This is a genomic window from Bradyrhizobium sp. Crot121, assembly GCF_059512385.1.
Map to the genome: position 1 here is coordinate 369,212 of NZ_JCAMOR010000003.1, position 20,889 is coordinate 390,100.

At 65.8% G+C, this 20,889-nt stretch carries 17 protein-coding genes; 16 read left to right on the top strand and 1 reads right to left on the bottom strand.

Annotation, left to right across the window (positions count from 1 at the left end; all coding sequences use genetic code 11):
- Positions 1–3: 3 nt before the first annotated feature.
- Positions 4–1,014 carry a LacI family DNA-binding transcriptional regulator gene (locus tag AC5ZGW_RS05895; RefSeq protein WP_165435075.1) on the top strand — a complete coding sequence of 337 codons (1,011 nt, stop codon included), beginning with the start codon at positions 4–6 and terminating at the stop codon, positions 1,012–1,014.
- On the opposite strand, the gene AC5ZGW_RS05900 is transcribed toward AC5ZGW_RS05895, so the two are convergent.
- Positions 1,011–1,958: a hydrogen peroxide-inducible genes activator gene (locus AC5ZGW_RS05900; protein ID WP_130223939.1), complete on the bottom strand. Its 948-nt coding sequence runs from the start codon at positions 1,956–1,958 to the stop codon at positions 1,011–1,013. The two genes, AC5ZGW_RS05895 and AC5ZGW_RS05900, sit on opposite strands and share 4 nt — an antisense overlap.
- A 126-nt stretch (positions 1,959–2,084) precedes the next feature.
- Here AC5ZGW_RS05900 and katG point away from each other — a divergent pair, with 126 nt between their 5' ends.
- From katG to AC5ZGW_RS05975, 15 genes are all read left to right on the top strand, one after another.
- Positions 2,085–4,259, top strand: coding sequence for a catalase/peroxidase HPI (katG, locus tag AC5ZGW_RS05905; RefSeq protein WP_165435074.1), 2,175 nt, complete (start codon positions 2,085–2,087; stop codon positions 4,257–4,259).
- Positions 4,260–4,578: 319 nt separating this feature from the next.
- Entirely contained in the window at positions 4,579–5,829 is a 1,251-nt protein-coding gene (locus AC5ZGW_RS05910; protein WP_130223936.1) for an ABC transporter substrate-binding protein, read from the top strand.
- A gap of 125 nt (positions 5,830–5,954) precedes the next feature.
- Entirely contained in the window at positions 5,955–6,782 is an 828-nt protein-coding gene (locus AC5ZGW_RS05915) for a helix-turn-helix transcriptional regulator (RefSeq protein WP_130223934.1), read from the top strand.
- Positions 6,783–7,054: 272 nt separating this feature from the next.
- Positions 7,055–8,065 carry a branched-chain amino acid ABC transporter permease gene (locus AC5ZGW_RS05920; RefSeq protein WP_130223932.1) on the top strand — a complete coding sequence of 337 codons (1,011 nt, stop codon included), beginning with the start codon at positions 7,055–7,057 and terminating at the stop codon, positions 8,063–8,065.
- Between the two features lies 1 nt (position 8,066).
- Complete coding sequence (locus tag AC5ZGW_RS05925; protein ID WP_130223930.1) at positions 8,067–9,137, top strand: branched-chain amino acid ABC transporter permease; 1,071 nt, start codon at positions 8,067–8,069, stop codon at positions 9,135–9,137.
- A complete protein-coding gene (locus AC5ZGW_RS05930; protein ID WP_130223928.1) occupies positions 9,130–9,912 on the top strand; it encodes an ABC transporter ATP-binding protein in 783 nt (260 codons plus the stop codon). Before AC5ZGW_RS05925 ends, AC5ZGW_RS05930 begins: the two co-directional genes overlap by 8 nt.
- Positions 9,905–12,121 (top strand): ABC transporter permease, encoded by a 2,217-nt coding sequence (locus AC5ZGW_RS05935; protein WP_130223926.1) that lies wholly within the window; start codon positions 9,905–9,907, stop codon positions 12,119–12,121. Before AC5ZGW_RS05930 ends, AC5ZGW_RS05935 begins: the two co-directional genes overlap by 8 nt.
- Positions 12,122–12,124: 3 nt before the next feature.
- Positions 12,125–12,958, top strand: a complete 834-nt coding sequence (locus tag AC5ZGW_RS05940; RefSeq protein WP_130223925.1) for a phosphoenolpyruvate hydrolase family protein — start codon at positions 12,125–12,127, stop codon at positions 12,956–12,958.
- Positions 12,959–12,979: 21 nt separating this feature from the next.
- The gene (locus tag AC5ZGW_RS05945) at positions 12,980–15,862 is read left to right on the top strand and encodes a flotillin family protein (protein ID WP_130223923.1); all 2,883 of its coding nucleotides are present in this window, start codon (positions 12,980–12,982) and stop codon (positions 15,860–15,862) included.
- 9 nt (positions 15,863–15,871) lie between these two features.
- On the top strand, positions 15,872–16,309 hold the full coding sequence (locus AC5ZGW_RS05950; RefSeq protein ID WP_130223921.1) for an SRPBCC family protein: 438 nt from the start codon (positions 15,872–15,874) through the stop codon (positions 16,307–16,309).
- 191 nt (positions 16,310–16,500) lie between these two features.
- On the top strand, positions 16,501–16,944 hold the full coding sequence (locus AC5ZGW_RS05955) for an SRPBCC family protein (RefSeq protein WP_130223919.1): 444 nt from the start codon (positions 16,501–16,503) through the stop codon (positions 16,942–16,944).
- A gap of 16 nt (positions 16,945–16,960) precedes the next feature.
- Positions 16,961–17,779 (top strand): FAD binding domain-containing protein, encoded by an 819-nt coding sequence (locus AC5ZGW_RS05960; RefSeq protein ID WP_496113882.1) that lies wholly within the window; start codon positions 16,961–16,963, stop codon positions 17,777–17,779.
- A 7-nt stretch (positions 17,780–17,786) separates the two neighbouring features.
- A complete protein-coding gene (locus tag AC5ZGW_RS05965; RefSeq protein WP_130223917.1) occupies positions 17,787–18,266 on the top strand; it encodes a (2Fe-2S)-binding protein in 480 nt (159 codons plus the stop codon).
- A 12-nt stretch (positions 18,267–18,278) separates the two neighbouring features.
- Positions 18,279–19,856 (top strand): xanthine dehydrogenase family protein molybdopterin-binding subunit, encoded by a 1,578-nt coding sequence (locus AC5ZGW_RS05970; protein WP_496113883.1) that lies wholly within the window; start codon positions 18,279–18,281, stop codon positions 19,854–19,856.
- Between the two features lie 2 nt (positions 19,857–19,858).
- Positions 19,859–20,881, top strand: coding sequence for a xanthine dehydrogenase family protein molybdopterin-binding subunit (locus AC5ZGW_RS05975; RefSeq protein ID WP_130231828.1), 1,023 nt, complete (start codon positions 19,859–19,861; stop codon positions 20,879–20,881).
- The last annotated feature ends 8 nt before the right edge of the window (positions 20,882–20,889 follow it).

The window sequence follows — 20,889 nt, forward strand, 5'->3', positions numbered from 1 at the left end:
ACCATGGGTTCCAACCTGACCGAGACCGAAATCAGTTCCGACGAGGCGGCCCCGACGCTGTCGGCGGTGGCGAAACGCGCCGGCGTCTCATCGATCACCGTGAGCCGCGTGGTCCGATTGCCGGATCTGGTCGCGCCGGAAACCCGCGCCCGGGTCGAGAAGGCGATGCGGGAACTCGGCTACGTGCCCAACCTGGTCGCCGGAGCGCTTGCGAGTGCGAAGACCAATTCGGTCGGCGTCCTGGTGCCGACGATCGCCAACTCGATCTTTGCCGACACCGTGCAGGGCCTCTCCGACAAGCTCGAACCGCTCGGCTATTCCGTGATCCTCGCGCAGTCGCGCTACGACGCCGCGCGCGAGGACCGCATGCTCGCGGCGCTGCTGTCGCGGCGGCCGGAAGCGATCATCATGGTCGGCTCGCCCGCGACCGAGGACGGCAAGCGACTGCTGCGTCACGCGCGGATTCCGATCGTCGAAACCTGGGAGCTGCCGATCGATCCGATCGATGCCGTTGCGGGTTTCGACAATTACGAGGCCGGCGTCGCGGTCGCGCGGCACTTCATCGCGCAGGGCCGTCAGCATCTTGCCTTCATCGGCGGCGACGACCCGCGCGGCACGCGGCGATGGCTCGGCTTTGAGGACCACGCACTGGCGCACGGGTTACAACCGCCGCGCCGGCTGATCCTCGAACGCAACGCGTCCGGCAGTGTCGCCGCGCATGCGAACTTGCCTGGTGTCGATGCCGTGTTCGCAGCCAATGACGCTCATGCCATCGGCTTCATGGCCGGCCTGCGCAAGGCCGGGCTGCTGCGCGACGGCCCGGCCGCGGCGCAGCCGGTCGCCGTCGTCGGCCTCGGCGATCTCGAGATGGGACGGCTGATCTCGCCGAGTCTGAGCACCATCAGCGTCCATGGCGATGCGATCGGCCGCACCGCGGCGACACTGACGCTCGAGCGCGGCGGCGAGCGCCGGATCGATCTCGGCTTCGAACTGGTGCTGCGCGACAGCGGCTAGCGCGCGATCCGCGATCGTGATCGCGCTGAAGACTTTGGAACGCGCTGTTCGCGCAACGCATCGGCTGACAGACAAACCACTTCGGAAATCTGCATGAGCTGCCTGGACAAAGGACTGGTCTTGCGCCAGACCATGCCGATGGTTCGCGACGGCTGCGGGTCCTTGAAGCGGGCGACCGATACCGATGCCGAGCGCGTCTCCACCCCCACGGCCATTTCCGGGATCAAGGTGACGCCGATGCCAGCGCCGACCATTTGAACGAGCGTGGACAGCGAGCTCGCTTCCAGCACCTCGCGTGGCGGCGATGATTTCATGTTGCAGAACGACAGCGCCTGTTCGCGAAAGCAATGTCCTTCTTCCAGCAGGAGAAGCTTCATTTCGCGCAGCGCTTCGCTGCTCGGCACCGGCGTTCCCTCATCCTCGCCCGGCCGCACCAGCAGGAAATTTTCCGTGAACAGCGCGACCTCGGTCAACGAAGGTTCCGACACCGGCAGGGCGACAATGGCCGTGTCGAGCCGGCCTTCCGCCAGCTCCTTGATCAGCTTCGGCGTCACCGTTTCGCGGACGTGAATGTCGAGTTCAGGATGCATCTGGGTGAGATTTCCGATCACCTTGGGCAGCAGATAGGGAGCAATCGTAGGAATCATGCCGATGCGCAAGCGCCCGACGAGCTGGTCCCGCGACGCCCGTGCGAAGTCCCCGAGTTCATCGACCGAACGCAGGATTTCGCGGACGCGCTGGGCGAGTTCTTCGCCGAACTTCGTCAGCACGACCTGCCGGGCGCTGCGCTCGAGCAGCACGCCGCCGAGCGCCTCTTCCAATTCCTTGATCTGCATCGAGAGCGCCGGCTGCGTGATGGCGCATGCCTCCGCCGCACGCCCGAAATGGCCGTGACGCGCCAGCGCGTCAAAATAACGAAGCTGTCGCAGGGTAAACTGGATCATCAGGATATCTTATCGGTACAATCACGAAAGTCAATTTCACCTGATGATAACGGTCGTTTAGAGTCGTTCAAGAGCGACCAGAAACTGCCAACCAGACCCGACCAGAAACTGCCAAAGGAGGCGATGATGGATGACAAGACAAAATGCCCGGTCGCGGGCGGAAAACACAGATTTACCAACCGTGACTGGTGGCCAAGCCACTTGGACGTCCAGGTCCTGCACCGGAATTCCGACCTGTCCGATCCGATGGACGCGGAGTTCGACTATGCCAAGGAATTCAAGACGCTCGACCTGAACGCGGTCATCAAGGACCTGACCGCCCTGATGACGGACTCCCAGGAGTGGTGGCCCGCCGACTTCGGCCACTACGGCGGCCTGATGATCCGCATGGCCTGGCACAGCGCGGGCACTTACCGCATTACAGACGGCCGCGGTGGCGCCGGCGCCGGTCAGCAGCGTTTCGCTCCGCTCAACAGCTGGCCGGATAACGCCAACCTCGACAAGGCCCGCCGCCTGCTCTGGCCGATCAAGCAGAAATACGGCCGCAAGATCTCCTGGGCCGACCTGATGGTTCTTGCCGGCAACGTCGCGCTGGAATCGATGGGCTTCAAGACGTTTGGCTTCGCGGGTGGCCGCGTCGACGTCTGGGAGCCGGAAGAACTGTACTGGGGTCCCGAGGGCACCTGGCTCGGCGACGAACGCTACAGCGGCGAGCGCCAGTTGGCCGAGCCGCTCGGCGCGGTGCAGATGGGCCTTATCTACGTCAATCCGGAAGGCCCGAACGGCAAGCCGGACCCGGTCGCCGCGGCGCACGACATCCGCGAGACCTTCTTCCGCATGGCGATGAACGACGAAGAAACCGTCGCGCTGATCGCCGGCGGCCACACCTTCGGCAAGACCCACGGCGCCGGCGATCCGTCGCTCGTCGGTTCGGAGCCGGAAGCCGGTGCGCTGGAGGATCAGGGCCTCGGCTGGAAGAGCAAATTCGGCACCGGTATCGGCGCTGATGCGATCACCGGCGGCCCCGAGGTGATCTGGTCCCAGACCCCGGTGCAGTGGAGCAACTACTTCTTCGAGAACCTGTTCAAGTACGAATGGGAGTTGGTGAAAAGCCCGGCCGGTGCCTGGCAGTGGCAGGCAAAGGGAGCCGAAGCTATCATTCCAGATCCCTTCGACAAGTCGAAGAAGCGTCTGCCGACTATGCTGACCACCGACCTGTCGCTGCGCATGGATCCGGCCTACGAGAAGATCTCACGCCGCTTCTATGAGAACCCCGACCAGTTCGCGGACGCCTTCGCCCGCGCCTGGTTCAAGCTCACCCACCGCGACATGGGTCCGATCGTGCGCTATCTCGGCCCGCTGGTGCCGAAGGAAACGTTGATCTGGCAGGACCCGATCCCGGCCGTGGATCATCCGCTGATCGACGACAAGGATGTCGAAGCGCTGAAGGCGAAGATCCTCGCCTCCGGCCTGTCGGTGCAGCAGCTGGTCTCGACCGCATGGGCCTCGGCGTCCACTTTCCGCGGCTCGGACAAGCGCGGCGGCGCCAACGGCGCGCGCATCCGCTTGAGCCCGCAGAAGGACTGGGAGGCGAACGAGCCGGCGCAGCTCAAGAGCGTGCTGCAGAAGCTCGAAGCCATCCAGAGCGAGTTCAACGGATCGCAGAAGGGCGGCAAGAAGGTCTCGCTCGCCGACCTGATCGTGCTCGCCGGCAGCGCCGCGGTGGAGAAGGCCGCCAAGGACGGCGGCACCGACGTGAAGGTCCCCTTCGCGCCCGGACGCATGGACGCCTCGCAGGAGCAGACCGATGTCGCCTCCTTCGCCCCGCTCGAGCCGCGGGCCGATGGCTTCCGCAACTACATCGGCAAAAAGCATCAGTTCATGCAGCCCGAGGAAGCCCTGGTGGACCGCGCGCAACTGCTGCGGCTCACCGCGCCGGAGATGACGGTCCTGCTCGGCGGACTGCGCGTCCTCGGCGCCAATGTCGGCCAGTCGAAGCATGGTGTCCTCACCACCAAGCCCGGCACGCTGACCAACGACTTCTTCCTCAACCTGCTCGACATGCGCACGCAGTGGAGTGACGTCGGGAATGGCGTATACGAGGGCCGCGACCGCAAGAGCAACGAGCTGAAGTGGACCGGGACCCGCGTCGACCTGATCTTCGGTTCGCACTCGCAGCTCCGCGCGATCGGCGAAGTCTATGCCTGCACCGACTCGAAGGAGAAGTTCGTGAAGGACTTCGTGGCGGCTTGGACCAAGGTGATGAACCTCGATCGCTACGACCTCAGAGCGGCCGCTTGAGGCGCCAAAGGCTGTCGCAAGCGACAACCAAGAAATCAGGGCGGCGTTTCAACCCGAAACGCCGCCCTCTTTGCGTCCACCGTGCCGTGCCTGCGTCGGCCCCACCTATCCGCCTCAACTGACCCGCCCGCACGACAATCCTCCACCAGATCCCGCTGCGGCGCAGCATGCAAAATGAGACTGCCCGTCAAGCCGCGCGGCGCGGAGACGTCCGCGCTGCATCCGCCATCGGTTAGCTTTCGCCCAACAACCAGACGTCGCGGCCGTCGCAAACACGCGGGCCGCATGCAAGACGCTGCAAAATGGGAGGAGGAGAGCGATGTTGAAAGGCAGTGTGGGACTGATCGCGCTAGGCAGCCTGTTGCTTTCGGGCGCCGCAGTCGCGCAGGAGAAGATCAAGGTCGGCGTCACCGCAACGCTCGAAGGCACCTACACCGTGCTTGGCGAGGACGGCATCCGCGGTTTCCAGACCGCGCTCAATACGCTCGGCAAGAAGGTCGGCGACAAGGAGCTCGAATTCGTCATCGCCTCGACGGATGCGACACCCGATTCCGCGGTGCGCGCGGTGCGCAAGCTGATCGAGCAGGACAAGGTGCAGATCCTGCTCTCGCCGCTCTCCGGCGACGAAGGCATCGCGGTGAAGAATTTTGCCAAGTCCCGCCCCGAGCTGACCTTCGTCAACGCCGCGTCCGGTGCGCAGGAGACGACCTATGTCGACCCGGCCCCGAACTTCTTCCGCTACAACATGGACGGCGCGCAGTGGCAGGTCGGTCTCGGCAAATACGCCTATGACACCAAGGGCTATCGCAAGATCGCGACCGTCGGCGAAGATTACTCCTTCATCTACACCCAGGTGTTCGGCCTCGTGCTTGAATTCTGCGGCGCCGGGGGACAGGTCACGAACCGGCAATGGGTGCCGCTCGGCACCAAGGACTTCGCCTCCGTGATCGCCGCTCTGCCCGACGATGTCGATGCGATCTATCTCGGCCTCGGCGGCGCTGACGCCGTCAACTTCCTCAACCAGTATCAGCAGGCCGGCGGCAAGGCGCATCTGATGGGCGGCTCGATCATGATCGACCAGACCATCCTGTCCTCCAAGGGCAACGCCAAGAACGCGCTGATCGGCACCATCGCCGCGAGCGGCCAGGCCGACACCTGGGAGGATCCCGGCTGGCAGAAATTCGTGAAGGCCTATCAGGACTCCTTCCCGCCGAACAAGCGCTTCCCGAGCCCCTCGCTGCTTGCCACCAATTATTACGGCTCGACCATGGCGCTGATCCTGGCGCTGCGTCAGGTCAATGGCGACCTCAGCAATAACCAGGCAAAGCTCAAGGAAGCGCTGGCCAAGATCGAGCTCGATGCGCCCAACGGCAAGATCAAGCTCGATTCCAACCGGCAGGCAATCGGCACCAATTTCGTGACCGAGGTGGTGGATGACGGCAAGGGCGCCCTGTTCAGCAAGGTCGTGAAGGTGATCCCGGACGTGAACCAGACGCTCGGTTACGATCCGGCGGTGTTCGCCAAGATCGGCCTGCCGAGCCGCACTATCCCGGAATGCAAGAAGTACTGACCTAATTTTTGCAGGTGCGAACCGACTGTTGGCTGACGGCCGCGCGGCGTTCTCACGCTTGCGTTCTTCCTTCGGATGTTGAACGCTGGTTGAAAAGATCAAAAACATCCCGCGGGAGGGAGGGCATGAGCAAAGCGCTTGCCGTCTTCCACGGCCGGTTCGGTCGCGCGACGGTCTATCAATTGAACCGTCCCTTCAACGTGCATGCGCACCGCGAAGGACATCTGATCTTCCATGTCGGCGGCACACCGGCGCAGATCGACGTCTGCGATCAGCGGCGGCTCCTCACCGAGGATTCCGTCGTCGCAGTCAACCCGTGGGAGCCGCACAACTTCCTGCCGGCGGACATGGACAGGGGCGCGATCTTCTTCGTGCTTTATGTCAACGCGGAATGGTTTGCGCCCGACACGCCGTGCACGCAGGGCCTGCGCTTCGGCCGCACTCATTTCAAACGCAGCGACACGCTCGACCGGCTGATCCGCCACACCGCGGCGCTTGTGTGCGGTGCCCCCTCGCTCAAGAGCCTCGATGGCGAATTGCGGCGCCTGATCGATCTCAGCTACGAGGAAAGCTGGCGGCAAACCGAAGCCCGGCAGGAAATTCGCACGACTGCGGCGATCACCGATTTTCGCATCCGCAAATCCGTCAAACTATTGTCCGAAAGCCCCGGCGCCGAGATCGAATTGGATTCGGTCGCCCGCGCCTCCGGCCTGTCGCGGCCGCACTTCTATCGCTTGTTCCGCACCCAGACCGGCGTCACGCCGCACCTCTATCGCAATACGGTGATGATGGAGCAGGCGCTGGACGCGCTGGTCGCCACCGAAGCGCCGATCGCCGATATCGGCTACGATCTCGGCTTCTCCTCGCAAAGCGGCTTCACCCGCTTCTTCGCTGCCAATGTCGGCATGGCCCCGACCGACTATCGCCGCGCCGCCAAGGTGCTGCGCCCGTAGCGCCGACTTCACCTCTCCCGCTTGCGGGAGAGGTCGGCGCGTAAGCGCCGCGTGAGGGCTCTCTCCGCATCGGGAGTCCCAATGCGGAGACACCCTCACCCCAGCCCTCTCCCGCAAGCGGGAGAGGGAGCGCAGCGTCGCCTGCGGATTCGACCTGATCTTTGGCGCCGATAAAAGATACTCCCGGTCAAATCCGCCCGCTCGGCCCGCACTAAGATGCGGACAACGCGATCCGAAAAAGACGATCGCGAGCCTTGAGGGAACGCACGTCGATGGCACGGTTCATCGAACGCCATCCGGCATGGGCGCTGATCGCGATCATCGCGGTCGCGCTCCTGCTGTGGCTGGTCTTCGCGGTGTGGCCGCCGGGCCTCGAGCAGGCGATCGGCCGCAAGCGCGTCTTCCTCAACGCCATCTTCAACGGCATCACGCTCGGCGGCCTCTATTTCCTCGTCGCGAGCGGCTTCACGCTGATCTTCGGCTTGATGCGCAACGTCAACCTGGCGCATGGCTCGCTCTACCTGTTCGGCGGCTATGTCGGCTACGCCATCAGCGCCTGGACCGGCTCCTGGATCTTGAGCTTCGCGGTTGCTTTCCTCGCGGTCGGCCTCGTCGGCGTGCTCCTGCAGATCCTGGTGTTCCGCCGCATGGAGGGGCAGGACCTGCGGCAAACCATGGTGACGATCGGGCTTGCGATCGTGTTCGCGGATTTGATGCTGTGGGTGTTCGGCGGCGATTTCTACCAGATCCCGACGCCGAGCTGGCTGATCGGCCCGGTGCAGCTTCCGTTCATCACCGCGGTCAAATCCTCCGGCGAGCCGGTCTATCTGCAATATCCGATGGTGCGGCTCGCGATCTTCGCCGCTTCCGTCGTGATCGGCATCGCGATGTGGCTGGCGCTGAACCGCACGCGGATCGGCATGGTCGTGCGGGCGGGAGTCGATGATCGCGACATATTGGCCGCGACCGGCGTGCAGATCCAGGCCGTGTTCGTGCTGGTGTTCGCGCTCGGCGCAGGATTGGCCGGCATCGCGGGCGTGGTCGGCGGCACCTTCCAATCAATTTCGCCGGGCGAGGATACGCGCTTCCTGCTCGCTTCCCTCGTGGTCGTGATCGTCGGCGGCATGGGGTCGATCCCGGGCGCTGCGCTCGGCGCCGTCATCATCGGTCTCGCCGAGCAGCTCGGCTCGGTCTACATCCCGACCTACGCCATCGTCGTCACCTTCCTGATCATGGTCCTGGTCCTGGCGCTGCGGCCGCAGGGCCTGCTGGCGAGGCGATGACATGTCGTTGACGCAGCTTCATGCACCAGCGACCGCGGTCGAACGTCCGAAGTTCCGTGCCTGGCCCGAGCTCAACAATCCCGCCGCCTGGCTGGTCGCGCTGATCCTCGTGATCATGCCGCTGATCGCGAACGGCTTCTTCCTGATCGAGATCTTCGGCACCTCGCTGATCCTCGGCATTATCGCGCTCAGCCTGATGTTCCTCGCCGGCTATGGCGGCATGGTCAGCCTGATGCAGCTCACCATTGCGGGCTTCGCCGGCTACATGGTCGCGGTGTTCGGCGTCAGCGGCAACGCCAATATCAGCCTCGGCTGGCCGTGGTGGCTGGCGACGCCAATGGCGCTGGTACTCGCGACGATCTTCGGCACGCTCGGCGGCGCGCTCGCGGTCCGCACCGAGGGCATCTACACCATCATGATCACGCTCGCGATCGGCGCGGCGTTCTACTATTTCACCAACCAGAACTGGGCCATCTTCAACGGCCATACCGGCATCAACACGGTCGCCACGCCGCAGTTCTGGGGGGTCGACTGGCGCTCCGATATCCCCTTCTACTATCTAGTCCTCGGCGTCGCCGCGCTCTGCTATTTCGCAGTCCTATATGTCTCGCGCGCCCCATTCGGGCTTGCGCTGCAAGGCGTGCGCGACAATTCCCGCCGCATGGCGGCACTCGGCTTCAACGTCAACGCGCACCGCGTCGCGGCCTATGCGTTCGCATCCTTCATTGCCGGGCTCGGCGGCGTATTGCAGGTCTGGAACTACCGGCAGATCTCGCCCGGCTCGGTCGGCGTCGAACGCTGCATCGACATCCTGATCATCGCCGTGGTCGGCGGCATCACCCGGCCGGTCGGCCCCTTCATCGGCGCGCTCATCTTCGTCATCCTGCGCACCTTCGCGCTCGATGTCCTGATCAAATTCGGACTCGACGGCAATCGCTTCCGCCTCCTGATCGGGCTCGGCTTCCTCGCGATCGTGTTCTGGTCGTCGGATGGCGTGATCGGCCTTTGGGAGCGCTGGGGCCGCCGCCAGACACGAACCTCAAGCAGCACCGTTGGACGCCGCCATGGATAGCGCCGCCCATCGCCTCTCCGCGGTCGGCGCCGGCGCCGCGCTGGAATTGCGTGGCGTGACGCGATTGTTCGGCGCGCTGGCCGCGCTCACCGACGTGACGATGACGGTGCGGCCCGGCGAGCGGCGCGCGGTGCTCGGCTCCAACGGCGCCGGCAAGACCACGCTGTTCAACTGCATCACTGGCGATTTCCCGCCCTCGTCCGGCACCATCCGCTTCTTCGGCGAGGACGTCACCCGCTTTCCGCCCTATGAGCGGATCCGCCGCGGCCTGCGCCGCACCTACCAGATATCGGCGCTGTTCCCGGGCCTCACCGTGCAGGACAATGTCTACCTCGCCTGCCGCGGCGTCTCGCGCGGACGCTTCTCCTTCCTGCGTCCGGGAGCGAACGATGCGCTCATGCAGGCGACGGAGACGCTGGTGCAGGCGGTCCACCTCACCGCCGTGAAAGACCAGCGCGTCGCCGAGCTCGCCCATGGCCAGCAGCGCCAGCTCGAGATCGCACTCGCGCTCGCCGGCGCGCCGCGCTTCATCCTGTTCGACGAGCCGGCGGCGGGCCTGTCGCCGGCCGAGCGGCTCGAGCTGATCGAGATCCTGACCTCTCTTCCTGCGCATATCGGCTACATCATCATCGAGCACGACATGGATGTCGCGCTGCGCGTCGTCGAGAGCGTCACGATGATGCACAACGGCCGCGTCTTCAAGGAGGGCCTGCCACGCGAGATCGAATCCGACCCTGAGGTGCAGGAGCTCTATCTCGGAGGCGGACATGAATGAGGCCCGCCGCACCGCGCCCGCCTTGGAGGTCAGAGGCCTCGACGTCTACTACGGCCATTCGCATGCGCTGCAGGGCGTCGATCTCACGCTGGATTCCGGCGTGTTCTCGGTGGTCGGCCGCAACGGGATGGGCAAGACCACGCTCTGCAAGACCATCATGGGCCTGGTGCGCGCCAGCGGTGGCTCCGTGCGCATTCGCGGCGAGGACGTCACGCGCCTGAGCCCGGCCCGGATCGCACGGCTTGGCGTCGGCTATGTGCCGCAAGGCAGGCGCCTGTGGCGCTCGCTCAGCGTCGACGAGCATTTGCAGCTCGCCGGCGGGATGCGCCGCGGCCCGTGGACAGTCGAGCGTATCTACGACAGCTTCCCGCGGCTTGCCGAACGTAAGGATCACGGCGGCAGCCAGCTCTCCGGCGGCGAGCAGCAGATGCTCGCGATCTCGCGCGCGCTGCTGACCAATCCGCATCTCTTGATCATGGACGAGCCGACCGAGGGGCTGGCGCCGGTGATCGTGGCACAGGTCGAGGAGATGCTGGTCCGCCTCGGCGAAGACGGCGATATGTCGGTGCTGGTGATCGAGCAGAACATCGGCGTGGCGACGGCGATTTCCAAGAACGTCGCCATCATGGTCAACGGCCGCATCAACCGCATCATCGATTCCGTGCGGCTGGCCGCCGACCGCGAATTGCAGCAGCGCCTGCTCGGCGTCGGGCTCCACGGCGATGTTGCCGCCGACATCGACGCCGGCCCCGCAAAGCCGGAACCGAATGCCGCGCCGCAGCCCGCGCGCGGCAAAGGCCCGGTCCGCATCTACATCTCCAATCCCACGCCGCCGACGCGCTGGTCGCAGCCGGTGCCAATCGCCCGAATCGAGGCCGCCGCGCGAACGCATTCGGCAGGCGTCACGCGGCTTGAAGAGAGCACGCGGCAGCGGCGCGAACCGGCCGCCGCGCAGACCGCGGGCCCGCCGGTCACGTTGGTCGTCGGCACGCTCGACACCAAGGGACCGGAGCTGCGCTTCATCCGCGATATCATCGCGGCAAGTGGGCTACGCTCTCGCCTGGTCGACGTCTCCACCAGCGGCAAGCAGACGACTTGCGACGTCTCCGCGCAGGAGATCGCGCTGAACCATGGTCGCGGCGGACCCGGCGTGTTCGGTGCCGATCGCGGCGCCTCGGTCAGCGCGATGGCGGATGCCTTCGCCAAATGGCTGCAACGCCAGGGCAATGTCGCCGGCATCATCTCGGCCGGTGGCTCCGGCGGCGCGTCGCTGGTCGCACCCGCCATGCGCAGCCTGCCCGTCGGCGTGCCCAAGATCATCATCTCCTCCGTCGCCTCGGGCGACGTCGGCCCCTATGTCGGGCCGGCCGACATCATGATGATGTATTCGGTCACCGACGTCCAAGGCCTCAACTCGATCTCGCGCGCGGTGCTCTCCAACGGCGCCAATGCGCTGGTCGGCATGGTCAAAGCGCGTCTCGACGAGCGCGGCGCCCGGCAGCGCGAGACCGGCAGCAGTCTTCCCGCCGTCGGCATCACCATGTTCGGCGTGACCACGCCTGCGGTGCAGAAGATCGCGGCCGCGTTGAAGGACGATTTCGAGTGCCTGGTGTTCCACGCCACAGGCGTCGGCGGGCGCTCGATGGAGAAGCTTGTTGCTTCCGGACAGCTCGCTGCCGTCATCGATCTGACCACCACCGAAATCTGCGACCTCCTGATGGGCGGCGTCTTCCCGGCCACCGACGATCGCTTTGGCGCGATCATCCGCAGCCGTGTGCCCTATGTCGGCTCGGTCGGCGCGCTCGACATGGTCAATTTCGGCGCGCCTGACACCATCCCCGAGCGCTATCGCCAGCGCAAGTTCCACGTCCATAACCCGCAGGTCACATTGATGCGGACCACGGCGGAAGAGAACGAGCGCATGGGCCGCTGGATCGGCGAACGGTTGAACCAGATGGATGGTCCCGTGCGCTTCTTCCTACCCGATGGCGGCGTCTCCGCGCTCGATGCAGCAGGTCAACCGTTCTGGGACCCGGATGCCGATGCGGCGCTGTTCCGCGCGCTGGAGCGAACGGTGCGCCAGACCGGCAATCGCCAGCTCATTCGTATCAAGCGCAACATCAACGATCCCGAATTTGCGGCTGCGATCGTAGCCGCGTTCCGTCCTCTGCTCGGACGCGCCGGTGGACGGCGGAGAGTGGCGAGGTGACCCATGGCCAGGTTTGAACGCGCGGCGCTGTTGAAGAGGTTTCGCGACATGGCCGCCAGGGGCGAGCCGATCGTCGGCGGCGGCGCGGGCACCGGGCTCTCAGCCAAATGCGAGGAGGCCGGCGGCCTCGACCTGATCGTGATCTACAATTCGGGGCGCTACCGCATGGCCGGCCGTGGCTCGCTCGCCGGGCTAATGCCTTACGGCGACGCCAACGCAATAGTGCTGGAGATGGCGGGCGAAGTGCTGCCAGTCGTGACCAACACGCCGGTGCTCGCCGGCGTCAACGGCACCGATCCGTTCCGCGACATGGACCTGTTCCTCGACCAACTCAAGGCGCTCGGATTCTCCGGCGTGCAGAACTTTCCGACCGTCGGCCTGATCGACGGGATCTTCCGCGCCAATCTCGAGGAAACCGGCATGTCCTATGCGCTGGAGATCGAGATGATTGCCAAGGCGCATGACAAGGACATGCTGACGACGCCTTACGTCTTCAGCGAGACCGAAGCGGCGGCGATGGCGATCGCCGGCGCCGATATCATCGTCTGCCATCTCGGCCTGACCACCGGCGGCTCGATCGGGGCGCAGACCGCGCTCAAGCTCGAGGACTGCCCGGCCCGCATCGATGCCTGGGCCGAGGCCGCCCTCAGCGTCAATCCGCACATCCTGGTGCTCGCGCATGGCGGTCCGATCGCGGACCCCGCCGACGCCGATTTCATCATGAAGAAGACCCGCAAATGCCACGGCTTCTATGGCGCCTCCTCGATGGAGCGCCTGCCGGTCGAGCGGGCGCTCACGGATCAGGTACGCAAGTTCAAGGCGATCGGCGCCCGCTAGCGCCGAGCAAGGGAGGTTAGGATGTCAGGGATTCTCATCGGCGAATTGATCCTCTGGCTCATCGTGGCGATCATCGCGATCGTCGTCATCGTCTACATCGTCAACTGGCTCTATCACCGCTCGTCGAAGGAAGTGTCCTTTGTCCGCACCGGCTTCCTCGGCGAACGCGTCGTGATCAATGGCGGCGCCTTCGTGCTGCCTTTCATCCACGACTACACGCCGGTCAACATGAACGTGCTGCCGATGGGGATCGTGCGCTCCAGACAGGACGCCGTTATCACCCGCGACCGCATGCGCGTCGATATCGAGGCGGACTTTTACGTCCGCGTGCAGCCGACCCGCGAAGCCGTCTCGATCGCGGCCGCCACGCTCGGCCGCCGCACCATGGAGCCGGAACAGCTCCATACGCTGCTCTCCGGCAAGTTCGTCTCCGCCATCCGCTCGGTCGCCTCCGAAATGACCATGGAGCAGATGCACGAGCAGCGCGGCGACTATGTCGCCCGCGTCAAGGCTGCCGCTGCTGAGGCGCTCGCCCAGAACGGCCTCGAGCTCGAATCCGTCGCGATCACCGATCTCGACCAAACCGACCTCGAGTTCTTCAATCCCTCCAACCGTTTCGATGCCGAAGGTCTCACCCGCCTGATGGAGGACATCGAGGCCAAGCGCAAACTGCGTAACGACATCGAGCAGGACTCGATGATCAAGATCCGCTCCCGCAATCTGGAGGCCGAGAGGCAGGCTCTCGAGATCGAGCGCGAGAGCGAGACCGCGCGGCTGGAACAGGAGCGCGACATCGAGATGCGCCGCGCCCTGCAGCGCACCGAAGTGGCGCGCGAGCGCGCGCTGCGCGAGACCGAGGCCGAGCAGGCCCAGATCACCGCGCGCGAGGCGATCGAAAAGGCCCGAATCGCCAACGAGCAGGCGATCACGGAGGCCCGCATCGCCTCCGAACGCGAGACCCGGCAGAAGGAAATCGAACGTACGCGCGCGGTCGAGGAACGGGAGCTCTTGGCCCGCGAGGAGATCGAGAAAGCCCGGATCGCCAATCAGCGCTCGGTCGACACCGCGCGGATCGCCTCCGAGCGCGAGGTGCGCCAGCGCGAGATCGAGCGCATGCGCACGGTCGAGGAAGCCGAGATCGCGGCGCGCGAAGCGATCGAGAAAGCGCGCATCCAGCAGGATCGCGTCGTCACCGATGCCCGCATCGCCAATGAGGAAGAGACCCGGCGCCGCGAAATCGAGCGCACGCGCACGGTCGAGGAAGCCGAGATCGCTGCGAAGGAGGCGACCGAGAAGGCGCGCATCACCCAGACCATGACCGTCAATGTCGAGCGCATCGCCTCCGACGAACGTACCCGCGCGCTGGAGATCCAGCAGGTCCGCGCCATCCAGGAAGCGGAGATCGAGGCGCAGAAGGCAGTCGAGGCAGCGCGTATCGCTCGCGAGCGCACGCTCGCGGCCGAAAGAATTGCCGCCGAGCAGAATACGCGGCAATTGGAGATCGAACGCAACCAGGCGCTTGATGTCGCCGGCATCGCCGCGCGCGAAACCACCGAGGCCTCCCGTATCGCCCAGGAAGAACGCATCCGTTCGCTGGAGATTGCGCGCAACCGCGCCGTGGAAGAAGCCGACATTGCCTCGCGCGAGGCCATCGAGGCCGCGCGCATCGCGCAGGAGAAGTCCGTTGCCGCCGAGCGCATTCAGGCCGAGCGAGAGACGCGCGCCCTCGAAATTGCGCGCAGCGAAGCGATCGAGGCAGCCGACCTCAAGCGGCGCGACGCAATCGAGCGCCAGCGGATTGGGGTGGAGCTTGCGCTGGAATCCGAGCGGATCGCCTCCTCCAGGACCCGCGAGGTGCTCAATATCGACCAGAAGAAGACGATCGAGATCGCCGACGAGGAGCGCGTGATCGCGCTGTCCGCCAAGCGGTCCGAGCGCATCGATGCCGACCGCCAGGTCAGGCAGGCGGAAATCGTGGCGCGCAAGGAAGTCGAGACCACCGATGTCTCGCGCGAGCAGGCTCTGGAGGCAACACGGATCGAACGCCGCCGCGCCATCGAGCAGCTCGAGGTCGCGCGCGTCCAGTCGCTGCAGGAGGCCGAGATCGCCTCCCGCGAGGAGGTCGAGCGCGCTCGCATTGCCTCCGACCGCGGCCTCGACGAGGCCCGCATCGGCCGCGAGCGCGATCTACGGCGGCTCGAAGTCAATCGCGAGAAGGACGTCGAGACCGCTTTGATGGAGAAGGCGATCGTCCTCTATCAGAAATCGCTGGAGGAATCCGCGGCGAAGGTGGCGGCGGAAGATGCGCGGGTGCGCGCAACCGAAGCCGCCGAGCGCGTCGTCACCGCGCGTGAGAGTGAGATCGCACGCCGCCGCAAGACGGTGGAGGTGCTGCTCGCCGAGAAGCAGGCCGAGGAGACGCGCATCGCGGCCGAGGCCGAGCGGGTGCGCGCCGCGGTGGAAGCAGAGGCGCAGCGGCTGCTCAACGAAGCCGAGAACGTGCTCACCGACCAGGCGCGCTACTCGCTGTTCCGCCGCAAATTGCTCGACCGCATCGAGGGCATCGTGCGCGAGAGCGTCAAGCCGATGGAGAAGATCGAGGGCATCCGCATCCTCCAGGTCGACGGCCTCAATGGCAACGGCAATGGCAATGGCTCGTCGCGCAGCGCTACCGACGAGGTGATCGACTCCGCGCTGCGCTACCGGGTGCAGGCACCGCTGATCGATTCGATCCTGTCCGATATCGGCGTCGAGGGCGGCAGCCTTGCGAAGATGCCAGGCCTGATCCGCGAGGCGCGCGACATGCAGGGCATCAAGGATTCCACGACCCGCAAGAGCGGCGAAGCCAAGCCGCCCGCCAGTCCCGCCACGGGCGAGCCACGCCCGCCGCGCAAGAAGGAGTGAGCACGCGCCATGGCCAGGGTCTATGTCTCCACCGTCGTCAACGCCCGCAACGATCGCGTCTGGGCCCGCGTGCGCGACTTCAACGGCCTGCCGAACTGGCATCCGGCGATCGCCGAGAGCCGCATCGAAGGCGGCGAGCCCGCCGACAAGATCGGATGTGTGCGTGATTTCCGCCTGCGCAACGGCGACCGCATCCGCGAGAAGCTGTTGGGGCTGTCCGACTACGACATGTTCTGCACCTACTCCATCCTGGAATCGCCGATGGGGGTGGAGAACTATGTCGCGACGCTGCGGCTGACGCCGGTCACCGATGGCGACCAGACCTTCCTCGAATGGACCGCCGAGTTCGACTGCACGCCCGAGCGCGAGGCCGAACTCGTCGGCAATATCGGTGGCGGCGTCTTTCAGGGCGGCTTCGATGCCCTCAAGCGCGCCTTCGGAGGCTAGCGCGATGCGATTGAGTCCACCCGCTGTCGCGACGATCACTCACCTCTCCCCATCGGGGAGAGGTCGGATCGCATCGCAAGATGCGATCCGGGTGAGCGGGAGCGCTCTCTCGAGGGACCTGAGCCCCCTCACCCGGCGCTTCGCGCCGACCTCTCCCGTGTGGGGAGAGGTGACATGGATCGGAGGCTAGCGTGCCGCATATCGTCAAGAGCACGATCATCGATGCGCCGACCGAGGCGGTGTGGGGCGTGCTCCGCGATTTCAACGGCCACGACCGCTGGCATCCGGCAGTCGCGACCAGCACGATCGAGCGCGCACATGGCGCCGACAAGATCGGTTGCATCAGGCGGTTCAAGCTCAAGGACGGCTCGGAGCTGCGCGAGCAGTTGCTGGCGCTGTCCGACCTCGAGCAGTCCTTCAGCTACTGCCTGCTCGATACGCCGATCCCGATGTTCAACTATGTGGCGCATGTCCGCCTGCTGCCCGTCACCGACGGCGATCGCACCTTCTGGCACTGGGAATCGCGGTTCACGACGCGGCCGGAGGACAGCGCCAGCATCACGCAGACGGTTTCCGAAGAGATCTACCAGGCCGGCTTCGACGCCATTCGCCGGCACCTGAAGGAGGCCGCATGAGCGCGGAGGAATGCCCATGACCGTCACGGTAAGGACCTTTACCTCAACCGGCGAGGCAGCCGCGGCGCTCTCATCAGATCGCGGCGCGCGCTATTTCGGCGGCGGCACGCTGGTGATGCGCGCGCTGAACGAGGGCGACATCTCGATCTCCACCATCGTGCGCGCCAGCGACCATGCGCTGACGCGGATCGATGCGACCGGTTCCCGCGTCGCGATCGGCGCGGGCGTTACCTTTGCCCGCATCCTCGCCGAGCGCGATCTCGCCTTCCTGCACGCCGCAGCCCGCTCGATCGGCGGCCCGGCGGTACGCAACATGGGCACGGTCGGCGGCAATCTGTTCGCCGCGACCCCATATGGCGACTTCACCGTAGCGCTGCTCGCGCTCGACGCTATGGTTTCCGTGCAGGGCGGCCTCGGCAGCCGCGACGTGCCGATCGAGGAATTTTTGCAGACGCGCGAGCGGCAGACCGGGACGCTCGTGCTCGCGGTCTCCTTTCAGAAACCTGCGAGCGCGGACGCGTTCCGCTACCGCAAGATCGCCCGCATCAAGCCGAAGGGCGGCGCCGTGATCACGCTCGCCGCGCATCTGCCTGTCAGCAGCGGCCGCATCGTCGGCGCACGCATCGCGCTCGGCTCGATGGCGCCGACACAGATTCGCGCCCGTGCCGCCGAGTGGGCGCTGGAGGGGCGCACGCTCGATGCAGCGACGATCAGCGCCGTCGCCGCGGCTGCGGTCGAAGGTACCTCGCCCGCCGACAACGCGCTCGCCTCCGGTTGGTACCGGCGTGAGATCGTCGGCGTTCACCTCAGACGTTTGCTGTCCGGTCAGGAATAGGATCATCATGGCCAAGACCGCCCTGCAATTTCGACACAACGGCCGCGACGTCGCGATCTTCGTCGACGGCGGCACCAATCTCCTGGTCGCGCTGCGCGAATTGATCGGCGACATGACACCGAAGTTCGGCTGCGGCCAGGGCGGCTGCGGCGCCTGCAGCGTCCTGCTCGACGGCGAATTGCATCTCTCCTGCCTGACGCTGGCCGAGACGGTCGCCGGCCGTTCGGTGGAAACGCTTGATGGCATCAAGGATGGCCCGAACCTGCATCCGCTGCAGCGCGCATTCGCCGACAATTTTGCCGCCCAGTGCGGCTATTGCACGCCGGGCATGCTGATGGCCGCCAAGGCGTTGCTCGACCGCAACCCGCAGCCAAGCCGCGCGGATGTGGTCGAAGCGATCTCGGGCAATATCTGCCGCTGCACCGGTTACGAACCCATCATCAATGCCGTGCTCGCCGCCGCCTCGGTCGGTCGTGCCCGCGCTTGAAGGACTTGAGCCATGCTGGAATTGCGCAAGGACATCTTCGCCGACGAACGCGACGACAATCTGAAAGAAATCGGCAAGGGCACGCAGCGGCAGGATATGCTCGGGCATGTCACGGGCACCTCGACCTATTTCGACGATCACAAGCTGCAGGGCATGCTGCATCTGAAGGTGGTTCGCAGCACCCATGCCCATGCGCGGCTACGCCGTATCGACACCAGCGAGGCCGAGCGCGCGGCGGGCGTGCGCCGGATCATCCGCGGCAGCGACGTGCCGCGCAATCTCAACACCCTGCTCAGCCTGATCAATTTCGGTAAGGACGACGAGCCGTCGCTCGCGGTCGACAAGGTGCGCTACAAGGGCGAGCCGATCGTCGCCATCGTCGCCGACAGCCCGCGCGAGGCCTATGAGGCGATCGCGAAGGTCCGCATCGACTACGAGCCGCTATCGGCCGTGTTCGACGTCGAGGATGCGCTGAAGCCGGGCGCGCCCGTTGTCAACGAGACCTATCCGAAGAACGCGTTCATCTATCACGATATCTACGATCACCAGAAGCTGCGCTTCGGCGACGTCGAGCGCGGCCTCGCCGCGGCCGACCATGTGCTGGAGCAGCGCTACCAGATGTCGCCGATCGAGCACGCGCCGACCGAGACCAACGGCTCGATCGCCGCACCCGACACCAATGGCCGCTACATCGTCTACACCTCGACCCAGGCGCTGTTCTTCTCGCTCGACACCTGCGCCAAGATCCTCGACGTGCCCTCGAACACCTTTCACTTCATCGGCGGCACCGTAGGCGGCGGGTTCGGCGGCAAGGTCGATACGCTCACCGAGCCGCTCTCCATCCTCGGCGCCATGCTGACCGGGCGTCCGGTGCGCTACGTGTTCGGGCGCGAGGAAGAGATGCAATACGGCCCGCCGCGCGGCGCCGAGCGCATCTACATCAAGGATGGCGTGATGCGCGACGGGCGGATCGTGGCGCGCAAGATCCGCGCCTACTTCGACAGCGGCGCCTATACGCGCCTCTCCAGCTACGCCGCCGTCAAATGCGCCGCGCATCTGCCGGGCCCTTACACGATCCCCAACGTTTACGGCGACGTCTATTGCGTCTTCACCAATCGCACGCCAGCGACCGCGATGCGCGGCTTCGGCGTCACCGCGATGGATTTCGCGATCGAATGCCAGATGGACAAGCTCGCGCATCTCGTCGGTACGGACCCGATGGAGTTCCGCATCCTCAACGCCTATCGCGACGGCGACATGAAGGCGCATCGCCGCGAGGCCAAGAACTGCGCGCTGATCGAATGCGTCCAGGTCGCCGCCGAGAAGGCCAAATGGCCGATCCGCGAGGACTTCAAGCGCGCCTCCTCGCGCAAGGATGGCGGCGGCAGCCGCGCCGCGATCCCGCCGACGCCACGCGATTCCTACGCGCCGGTCGCGACGCCGTCGCAACAACGGACGACCTATGACCGCGCGCCGGCCGCCTCGCGCGAGCCGCCTCCGCCGTCGCCACCGCCCCCTCCCCCGCGGCCGCAGGCGCCATCGCATGGCGCCGCGCGCTTCTCCTCCGTCTTCGGCACCAGGAGGCGCTGACCATGACAAGACATCGCGGACGCGGCATCGCGTCGATCAACTACCCGATCGGGATGAATCTCGGCGGCGACCCCAGCCAGGCGCTGGTGCACTCCAATCCCAGCGGCAAGTTCACGGTGGCGCTGTCCTCGATCGATCTCGGTCAGGGCATGAAGTCGGTGACGCGGCAGATCTGCGCGGAGACGCTCGGCGTGCCGGTCGAGGACGTCTATGTCGACACCGCCGATTCCGATACCGGGCCGCACTGCATGGGCTCGTTTGCCTCGCGCGGCACGCATCGCGTCGGCAATGCGGTAATGATGGCCGCACGCGAGGCTCGTGGCGTGATGATGGAAGCGGCCGCCGAAGAGCTGGAAGTCAACGCCGCCGATCTCGAGACCGACGGCCGCGGTACCATCCACGTCAAGGGCGCGCCGCATCGATCCATCTCGACCAAGGACGTGGCGATCGCCGCGCAGTTCAAGCAGGGCAAGACGATCTCCGGCCGCGGCATCTTCCTGGTGCCGCTGTCCGACGTCGATCCTGAAACCGGCGAGATGTCGCCTGCCACATGCTACGCGCATGCCTGCCTGGTCGCCGAGGTCGAGGTCGATGACGAGACCGGCGAAGTCGCGATGGTCCGCATGGACAGCGCCTATGAGCTCGGGCGTGCGCTCAATCCGCGGCTGGTCGAGCAGCAACTGGTCGGCGGCGCCTGGATGGGCATCAGCCACGCGCTCTACGAGACGCCCGAGCCCTATTATCCCGACCCTAGCCACGGCCCGCGCGACTTCGTCGAATATCTGATGCCGGGGCCCGGCGACATCTGCCCGCACGATATCGCAGTACTGGAGCGCCCCGCCGCCGACGGACCGTTCGGCGCCAAGGGCCCGGGCGAGATGTGCGCCAACCCGGTGCTGCCGGCTGTGGCGAACGCGATCTTCAACGCCGTCGGCGTCCGCATCGATGAACTGCCGATTACGCCGGAAAAGGTTCTGCGCGCGATCAAGGCGCAGGGCGGCGCGCGGCCGCAGGCGCGGCGCTAGAGGCAGCA